The organism is Microbacterium sp. ZW T6_19, from assembly GCF_044987465.1.
Classification (GTDB): Bacteria; Actinomycetota; Actinomycetes; order Actinomycetales; family Microbacteriaceae; genus Microbacterium; species Microbacterium natoriense_A.
Genome location: NZ_JBJDRH010000009.1, coordinates 139,265 through 147,929 on the forward strand (window position 1 = coordinate 139,265; position 8,665 = coordinate 147,929).

General features: G+C 67.7%; 10 protein-coding genes. 9 read left to right on the forward strand and 1 reads right to left on the reverse strand.

Annotation, left to right across the window (positions count from 1 at the left end):
• Window positions 1-3: 3 nt before the first annotated feature.
• Window positions 4-1,917, forward strand: coding sequence for a translational GTPase TypA (typA, locus tag ACI3KT_RS14670; protein WP_292907190.1), 1,914 nt, complete (start codon window positions 4-6; stop codon window positions 1,915-1,917).
• A 215-nt stretch (window positions 1,918-2,132) separates the two neighbouring features.
• Window positions 2,133-3,023: a phospholipase gene (locus ACI3KT_RS14675; RefSeq protein WP_404905160.1), complete on the forward strand. Its 891-nt coding sequence runs from the start codon at window positions 2,133-2,135 to the stop codon at window positions 3,021-3,023.
• A 42-nt stretch (window positions 3,024-3,065) separates the two neighbouring features.
• Here ACI3KT_RS14675 and ACI3KT_RS14680 read toward each other — a convergent pair whose 3' ends face one another.
• Window positions 3,066-3,614 (reverse strand): helix-turn-helix domain-containing protein, encoded by a 549-nt coding sequence (locus tag ACI3KT_RS14680; protein ID WP_292907194.1) that lies wholly within the window; start codon window positions 3,612-3,614, stop codon window positions 3,066-3,068.
• A 92-nt stretch (window positions 3,615-3,706) separates the two neighbouring features.
• Between ACI3KT_RS14680 and ACI3KT_RS14685 the strand changes: the two genes are divergently transcribed.
• The 7 genes from ACI3KT_RS14685 to ACI3KT_RS14715 all read left to right on the forward strand — a co-directional run bounded on the left by ACI3KT_RS14685 (window position 3,707) and on the right by ACI3KT_RS14715 (window position 8,528).
• Window positions 3,707-4,396, forward strand: coding sequence for an AzlC family ABC transporter permease (locus ACI3KT_RS14685; protein ID WP_404905163.1), 690 nt, complete (start codon window positions 3,707-3,709; stop codon window positions 4,394-4,396).
• The gene (locus ACI3KT_RS14690; protein ID WP_307295653.1) at window positions 4,393-4,707 is read left to right on the forward strand and encodes an AzlD domain-containing protein; all 315 of its coding nucleotides are present in this window, start codon (window positions 4,393-4,395) and stop codon (window positions 4,705-4,707) included. Before ACI3KT_RS14685 ends, ACI3KT_RS14690 begins: the two co-directional genes overlap by 4 nt.
• A gap of 35 nt (window positions 4,708-4,742) precedes the next feature.
• Window positions 4,743-5,147 (forward strand): histidinol dehydrogenase, encoded by a 405-nt coding sequence (locus ACI3KT_RS14695; protein WP_292907200.1) that lies wholly within the window; start codon window positions 4,743-4,745, stop codon window positions 5,145-5,147.
• A gap of 9 nt (window positions 5,148-5,156) precedes the next feature.
• Window positions 5,157-5,477 carry a ferredoxin gene (fdxA, locus tag ACI3KT_RS14700; RefSeq protein ID WP_292907202.1) on the forward strand — a complete coding sequence of 107 codons (321 nt, stop codon included), beginning with the start codon at window positions 5,157-5,159 and terminating at the stop codon, window positions 5,475-5,477.
• 3 nt (window positions 5,478-5,480) lie between these two features.
• The gene (gene dapC / locus ACI3KT_RS14705) at window positions 5,481-6,593 is read left to right on the forward strand and encodes a succinyldiaminopimelate transaminase (RefSeq protein WP_404905166.1); all 1,113 of its coding nucleotides are present in this window, start codon (window positions 5,481-5,483) and stop codon (window positions 6,591-6,593) included.
• Between the two features lie 153 nt (window positions 6,594-6,746).
• Entirely contained in the window at window positions 6,747-8,042 is a 1,296-nt protein-coding gene (locus tag ACI3KT_RS14710) for a citrate synthase (RefSeq protein ID WP_292907206.1), read from the forward strand.
• A gap of 12 nt (window positions 8,043-8,054) precedes the next feature.
• Entirely contained in the window at window positions 8,055-8,528 is a 474-nt protein-coding gene (locus tag ACI3KT_RS14715; RefSeq protein WP_404905169.1) for an SRPBCC family protein, read from the forward strand.
• Window positions 8,529-8,665 lie beyond the last annotated feature (137 nt).

The window sequence follows — 8,665 nt, forward strand, 5'->3', positions numbered from 1 at the left end:
TGCATGGCGCACGCCCTCCGTTCAGACCTCCGCAACGTCGCAATCGTCGCTCACGTCGACCACGGCAAGACCACCCTCGTCGACGCGATGCTCCGTCAGACCGGCTCATTCGGCTCTCACGAGCACATGGAAGAACGCGCCATGGACTCCAACGATCTGGAGCGCGAGAAGGGCATCACGATCCTCGCCAAGAACACGGCGATCACCTACAAGGGCAAGCACGCCGCCGGCAGAGACATCACGATCAACGTGATCGACACGCCCGGGCACGCCGATTTCGGGGGTGAGGTCGAGCGCGGCCTGTCCATGGTCGACGGCGTCGTCCTGCTCGTCGACGCCTCGGAGGGCCCGCTGCCGCAGACCCGCTTCGTGCTGCGCAAGGCGCTCGAGGCCAAGCTGCCCGTCATCCTCCTCGTGAACAAGACCGATCGTCCCGATGCTCGCATCGCCGAGGTCGAGGAGGAGGCGCACGACCTGCTGCTCGGACTCGCCTCCGACCTCGTCGACGACGTGCCCGACCTCGATGTCGACGCACTGCTCGACGTGCCGGTCGTCTACGCATCGGGTCGCGCAGGCGCCGCGTCGCGCAACCGCCCGGCCGACGGATCGCTGCCCGACAACGACGACCTCGAGCCGCTGTTCGAAGCGATCCTCGAGCACGTCCCGGCCCCGTCGTACGACGACGAGGCCCCACTGCAGGCCTGGGTCACGAACCTCGACTCCAGCCCGTTCCTCGGCCGCCTCGCCCTGCTGCGCGTCTTCAACGGCACCCTCAAGAAGGGTCAGACGGTCGCCTGGGTCCGCGCCGACGGCAGCACCAGCAACGCGCGCATCACCGAGCTGCTGAAGACCCGAGCGCTCGAGCGCTACCCCGCCGAGGAGGCGGGCCCCGGTGACATCGTCGCCATCGCCGGCTTCGAGAACATCACGATCGGCGAGACCATCGCCGACCCGGAGGACGTCCGTCCGCTGCCGGCGATCACCGTCGACGATCCCGCCATCTCGATGACGATCGGCACCAACACCTCGCCCCTCATGGGCAAGGTCAAGGGGCACAAGCTCACGGCCCGCATGGTCAAGGACCGCCTCGATCGCGAACTCATCGGAAACGTCTCGCTCAAGGTCGTCGACATCGGACGCCCGGACGCGTGGGAGGTCCAGGGACGCGGCGAGCTCGCGCTGGCCATCCTCGTCGAGAACATGCGCCGCGAAGGCTTCGAGCTCACGGTCGGCAAGCCCCAGGTGGTCACGAAGAAGATCGACGGCAAGACCTACGAGCCCTTCGAGCACCTCACGATCGACACGCCGGAGGAGCACCTCGGCGCGATCACGCAGCTGCTCGCGAACCGCAAGGGCCGCATGGAGAACATGACCAACCACGGCACCGGCTGGGTGCGCATGGAGTTCATCGTCCCCTCCCGCGGACTCATCGGCTTCCGCAGCGAGTTCCTCACCACGACGCGCGGCACCGGCATCGCGAACGCGATCTCGCACGGCTACGAGCCCTGGGCCGGCCAGATCACGACCCGTCAGAACGGCTCCATCGTGGCCGACCGCATGGGCGTCGTGACGCCCTTCGCGATGATCGCACTGCAGGAGCGTATGTCGTTCTTCGTGCAGCCCACGCAGGAGGTCTACGAGGGCATGGTCATCGGCGAGAACTCGCGCGCGGATGACATGGACGTGAACATCACCAAGGAGAAGAAGCTCACCAACATGCGTGCGGCGAGCTCCGACACCTTCGAGTCGATGACGCCGCCGCGCGTGCTCACGCTCGAGGAGAGCCTCGAGTTCGCCCGCGACGACGAATGCGTCGAGGTGACGCCGGAGGTCGTGCGGATCCGCAAGGTGATCCTCGACCAGACGGTCCGCGGACGCGAGGCCTCGCGTCTCAAGCGCCAGGACGCCAAGGCCTGACAGCACGCTGGGAGGTTGCCCGGCAGCACCTCCACGAAAAGGGCCCTGCGCCGCCGAAACGGCGGCGCAGGGCCCTTTTTCTCATGAATCACCCAGGTGACGCGGATTTTTCGTTCAGGTGACTGCTTCAGACTCGATGACTTGTGCCCGGGACGACCTCCCGATGAGTCTCCTGCGAGGGCGCGAACGACGACCCGAAAGTCGAACCCTTCATCATGCTTCAGAACACCCGTGCGCTTCGGCGCGCCGCCGCAGCGGCATCCGCCCGTTCCACCGTGACCGCCCGTCGCCCGATCCTGATGTTCGCGGCCGCTGGCGCGGCCCTGCTCGGAATCACCGTGACCGTCGGCTTCGTCTCGGCTCCGGCCGCCGGCGCCGAGAACATGATCTCAGCGGTCACCGAGCTCGCCGGCCCGGAGCCGCTGGCGAAGGTGGCGGATGAGGCGTCCACGAGTCTGATCGCGGCGCATGCGGCCGTCGACGCGGCAATCCAGCTGAACGCGGACGTCGTGCTCTCGGGCCTCGATCTCGGCGAGTCCGTCACCTCGATCGACACCGGCGAGCTGCACCACGACATCAACGCCCTGGACGAGCGTGCGGTGATGCCCGGGATGCTGCTGACCGTGCTGACGGCCGACACCGAGAAGACGACGGCCGCTGTCGTCGCCGAGACCGCGACCCTGCAGGCCGCGCTCACGGCGGCTCAGGAGAAGAAGGCCGCGGATGACGCCGCGAAGGCCGCAGCGGAGCAGGCTGCCGCACAGGCCGCGGCGGCCGCGGCCGCACTGGCCGCGGTGAACACCCCCGACGGTGCTCGTGCTGCCGCTCGGGACATGGCCGCGAGCCGGTACGGCTGGGGAGACGACCAGTTCCAGTGCCTCAACTCGCTGTGGAACAAGGAGTCCAGCTGGAACTACCAGGCCTACAACCCCTCCGGTGCAACCGGCATCCCGCAGGCGCTTCCCGGAAGCAAGATGGCTTCGGCGGGCGGAGACTGGGCCACGAACGCCGCGACGCAGATCGCGTGGGGGCTGGGATACATCTCCTCGGTGTACGGCACGCCGTGCAGCGCCTGGGGGCACTCGCAGACGACGAACTGGTACTGACCGGAATCCGTACTGCCGGCTCCCGTTCTCCGGTGCCGGGTATCAGCGCAGCTCTGAGATGAGCACGGCACTGGTGCCCGGCATCGTCGCATCGAAGACGTGCGGCGCATCGCCGGGGTAGGTCAGGTAGTCGCCGGGGTTTAGCAGCACCGGCGCGTCTGAAGGGCCGACATGCGCCTGGCCGGCACTGAGGATGACGTGCTCGATCGTGCCGGGGTGATGCGGATCGGATCGGCGGGCGTCGCCCGGCTCCGCCTGGATCAGGTAGATGTCGCGGCGTGCACCGGGCGGGCTGGCCGAAAGCAGAGTCGCGCTGTACGCGGCGGCGGATGACGGCACACCCGCGCGGTCGTCGGCGCGGATGAGCGTCGGCGCATTCGTCTGCTGGTCCACGAGCACGGCGAACGGCACGCCGAGCCCCACCCCGAGAGCCCACAGCGTCTCGACGCTCGGTCCCACCTGCCCGCTCTCGAGCTGCGAGACCGTCGCCTTCGACACGCCTGCTCTGCGAGCCAGCTCTGAGACCGACAGGGCGGCCGCCTCCCGTTCACGGCGGAGGGTGCGGGCGATGCGAGTACGAAGATCCTCCATGTGTTCATCATGCCAAACGATCGTTCACTTGACTATCCGTTGTCGCCCGTTCAGAATCATGGTCATGTGTTCACTGAATCGAACGGCGACTCGTGACAGCTGAACGGGAGGTGTGGCGTGAGGCTCTCGGCGTCGTTTTCGCGACGAGCGCATACGGCATCTCCTTCGGCGCTCTCGCCGTCGCCGCCGGCCTCGACGTGTGGCAGGCGTGCGTGCTGAGCCTGTTGATGTTCACGGGAGGGTCGCAGTTCGCCTTCGTCGGCGTCTTCGCGGCTGGAGGGCTTGCGGCTCTTCCCTCGGCGATCGCATCCGCGGCGCTGCTGGGAGTGCGCAATGTCGCATACGGCATGCGGATGTCGCCGATCGTCGGCGGGGGAGCGCTGCGTCGGGCGACCGCAGCGCACTTCACGATCGACGAGTCGACCGCGGTCGCCATCTCGCAGAGCGATCCCCGGCTCCGGCAGGTGGGCTTCTGGGTGACGGGCGTCGGGATCTTCCTCGGATGGAACGTCACGACACTGATCGGCGCTCTGGTGGGCGACGTGCTGGGCGACCCGAAGATGTGGGGGCTGGATGCCGCGGCCGCGGCCGCGTTCCTCGCGCTGCTGTGGCCGCGTCTGAAGCAGCGGCAGGCGATCGCCGTCGGAGTGGCGGCCGCAGTGGTGGCGGCCTCTCTCACGCCTTTCATCATGCCGAGTCTTCCGGTGCTGATCGCGGCTCTCGTCGCGATCATCGTCGGCTGGTTCAACTGGCTGGGCGGCCGGGAAGGAGCGACCGCATGACGCTCTGGGGCGCCATCGTGCTCGCGGCGACGATCTGTCTCGCGATGAAGGCCGCGGGCTACCTCGTCCCGGCACGGATCCTCGAGGAACCGCGCCCCGCTCGCATCTCCGATCTGCTCACGGTCGCGCTGCTCGCGGCCCTCGTAGCCGTGCAGACACTGGGTGCGGGGCAGGCGGTGATGGTCGATGCGCGCGTGCCCGCCGTCCTCGTCGCGGCCGGACTCCTGTGGGCGCGTCAGTCGTTCCTCGTCGTGGTGTTCGCCGCGGCTGCGGTCGCGGCCCTGCTGCGGCTTGCAGGCCTCGCCGCGTGAGGCATCCGCATAGCCCACCCGCATAGGATCGTGGGGTGAAGTGGGTATCGAGAGTGCTGTCCTGGCTGGCCGCGGCTGTCGTCGGCGGGATCTTCGGGGTCGCCGGAACGATCGCGCACAGTCTCATGTGGGGACCGATCCCGATCGGGATCGTCGTCGGCACGATCGCCTGCGGCGCGATCCTCATCGCGATCCGATCGCTCACGCACGACCGCGCGGCGACGGTCGCTGCGGGGGCCGGAATGGTCGGGATGCTGCTCATCATCTCGGGCGTCGGCCCCGGCGGATCCGTTGTCGTCGAGAACACGGCGATGGGCCAGATCTGGATCTACCTCGTGGCCGGTCTCGTGATCCTCACCGTCACCTGGCCGTCGATCCGGAGGTTGCCGGTGCGCACCGAAGCCGTCGCAGAGACATCCGCCACCGACTCGCGCGCGTAGACTGAAACCGTGACGTATGTGATCGCGCTTCCGTGTGTCGATGTGAAGGATCGTGCCTGCATCGACGAGTGCCCCGTGGACTGCATCTATGAGGGTGAACGTTCGTTGTACATCCATCCGGATGAGTGCGTGGACTGCGGGGCGTGCGAGCCGGTGTGTCCGGTCGAGGCGATCTACTACGAGGATGATCTGCCTGAGGAATGGGCGGACTACTACAAGGCGAACGTGGAGTTCTTCGACGAGATCGGCTCGCCAGGCGGTGCGGCCAAGACCGGCGTCATCGCCTTCGACCACCCGATCATCGCCGCCCTCCCGCCCCAGGGCGAGTGAGCTGTGAGCGTCCGCGACCTCGCAGACTATCCGTGGGACGCCGTCGTTCCCTACCGTGAACGGGCGGCGCAGCATCCGCAGAGTCTCGTCGATCTCTCCATCGGATCGCCTGTCGACCCGACACCCGAGGTCGTGCGCAGAGCGCTGGCCGAGGCGACCGACGCGCACGCGTACCCGCAGACCGTCGGCACGCCTGCGCTGCGGGAGGCGATCGTCGACTGGTATGCGCGTCGACGCGGCGTTCCTGATCTCGCCGTCGCGAACGTCCTGCCCACGATCGGATCCAAGGAGCTCGTCGCGCTGCTGCCGACGCTCCTCGGGCTCGGCGAAGGCGACATCGTGGTGCACCCGCGTATCGCCTATCCGACCTATGAGGTCGGAGCCCGCGTCGCCGGAGCCGCACCTGTGGCGATCGACGACCCTGCCGAATGGCCCGAAGGCGCAAAGCTCATCTGGATCAACAGCCCCGGCAATCCGGACGGCCGCACCTGGACGGTCGATGAGCTGCGTGCGGCTGTCGAGCGCGCCCGCGAACTGGGCGCCGTGCTGGCGAGCGACGAATGCTATGCCGAGCTGGGCTGGGACGGCCCGTGGGCGACCGAGCCGGTGCCCTCGGTGCTCGATCCTCGTGTGACGGGCGGAAGCCGCGCGAATCTCTTGAGCGTGTACTCGCTCAGCAAGCAGTCGAACCTCGCCGGCTACCGCGCGGCTTTCATCGCCGGGTGCGCGAAGATCGTGGGCGAACTGCTGACGGCGCGCAAGCACCTCGGGCTCATGCCACCGGCGCCTGTGCAGCACGCGATGGCGGCGGCGCTCGGCGACGAGGAGCACGTGCGGGTGCAGAAGGAGCTGTATCGCGGTCGCCGCGACGTGCTGCGCCCGGCTCTGGAGGCCGCAGGCTTCCGGATCGACGGCTCCGAGGCCGGGCTCTACCTGTGGGCGACAGAGGGCCGCGACGCCTGGGAGAGCATGGATCGGCTCGCCGGGCTCGGCATCCTGGCCGGCCCCGGTCCCTTCTACGGCACGCATTCCGACGAGCACGTGCGTCTCACGCTGACAGCGCCGAGCGAGCGCATCGCGGAGGCGGCTCGACGCCTTTCCGCGGCGAATCTATAGATTCCCCCACTGCATCCGCACTTCTTTTGGCGATTGTCACAGTTGGCCGATGCGCCTACTAGGCTGTAAAGGCGATTCGGTCGTGACCCGACCTGGCGCTCTGCGCCGTGACATCGCCACTTCGGCTTGATCAACACTCTTGAGGAGGCCCGCGTGAGCGCAGGGGCAGAGCAGCAGGCTTCGGCGAAGCTGACGATCGGCGACACCGTCGCAGAGTTCCCGGTCGTGCGGGGCACCGCCGGACACGACAGCATCGACTTCTCGACCTTGACGCGTCAGACCGGCTACACAGGTCTCGACTACGGCTTCGTGAACACCGCCTCGACCAAATCGGCCGTCACCTTCATCGACGGCGACCAGGGCATCCTCCGCTATCGGGGTTATCCGATCGAGCAGCTCGCGGGCAGCACCAGCTATCTCGAGGTCGCCTGGCTGCTCATCTACGGAGAGCTGCCGACCGCATCCGAGCTCGCGGAGTTCGACGACAAGATCCGCCGGCACACGCTCCTGCACGAAGACCTCAAGCACTTCTTCTCCGCCCTGCCGCACACGGCGCACCCGATGTCGGTGCTGTCGTCGGCGGTTGCGGCGCTGTCGACCTACTACGAGGGCCAGACCGACCCGAACAACCCCGAGCACGTCGAGCTGAACATGATCCGCATGCTCGCCAAGCTCCCCGTCATCGCGGCATACGCCCACAAGAAGGCGCTCGGGCAGGCGTTCCTCTATCCCGACAACTCGCTGAGCTTCGTCGACAACTTCCTCAAGTTGAACTTCGGCGTCCACTCCGAGCCCTACGAGATCAACCCCGTGATGTCGAAGGCGCTCGAACTGCTGCTGATCCTGCACGAGGATCACGAGCAGAACGCTTCCACCTCGACCGTGCGCTTGGTCGGCTCGACCGGAGCCAATCAGTTCGCGTCGATCTCGGCCGGCATCCAGGCGCTCTCCGGCCCCCTCCACGGCGGTGCGAACGAGGCCGTCCTCACCATGCTCGGCCAGATCCGCGACTCCGGCCAGAGCGTCTCGCGCTTCGTCGAGCGGGTGAAGAACAAGGAAGAGGGCGTGAAGCTGATGGGCTTCGGGCACCGGGTCTACAAGAACTACGACCCCCGCGCCAAGCTCGTCAAGGCCGCGGCCGACGAGGTGCTGACCTCGCTGGGCGTCTCGGATCCGCTGCTCGACCTGGCCAAGGAGCTCGAGGAGCTCGCACTGGCCGACGACTACTTCCGAGAGCGTCGCCTGTACCCGAACGTCGATTTCTACACCGGCGTGATCTACAAGGCGATGGGCTTCCCCACTCGCATGTTCACCGTTCTGTTCGCGATCGGCCGCCTGCCCGGCTGGCTGGCTCAGTGGCGCGAGCTCAACCTCGATGCGCAGACCAAGATCGGCCGCCCGCAGCAGCTGTACGTGGGTTCCCCCGAACGCCAGTTCCCCACGCGCTGAGTCGCGGCGGCCATGCCCGTCGTGAGCGCTGAGGCCATCGTTCCGGTGGATCCGGCCACGGCCTTCGCCGTGTCGCAGACCACGGGTGTGGTGAGACGGCGGTGGGATCGCTTCATCAGCGCGCAGCACTTCCTCGACGGCGCGGACGACGCGGCGAAGGGCGTGCGCACCTTCACGCGACAGCGGTTGGGATTCGCCATGGTCAGCCGGTACGTCTCGTACGCGCCGCCGACGAACGTCGGGATGGTGATGGAGCGCGGGCCCTGGTTCTTCGAGAAGCTCGGCGGCGGATGGCGTTTCACAGAAGTGCCAGAGGGGACGCTGGCGGTCTGGAAGTACAACTTCTCGTGCCGACCGGCCTGGCTCGCGCCGATCGCCGAGTGGATCGGCGTGCGGATGCTCGCCTTCGAGATCAGACGGAGGCTGGCAGGCTTCGTGCGCGGATGCTCCGATCCGGTCGTCCTCGCCGCCATCCACGAGCGCTGAACTCCTGGCACAGGAACGCCGACGCCCCACCCGCACCGTCCGCGCCCCACCGTGCTGACGTCTGTCAGATGGGGCGCCGACGGGCCGGGTGGGGCATCGGCGAAAGAAGAAGGGTCAGCGACCCTGGTAGCCGCGGC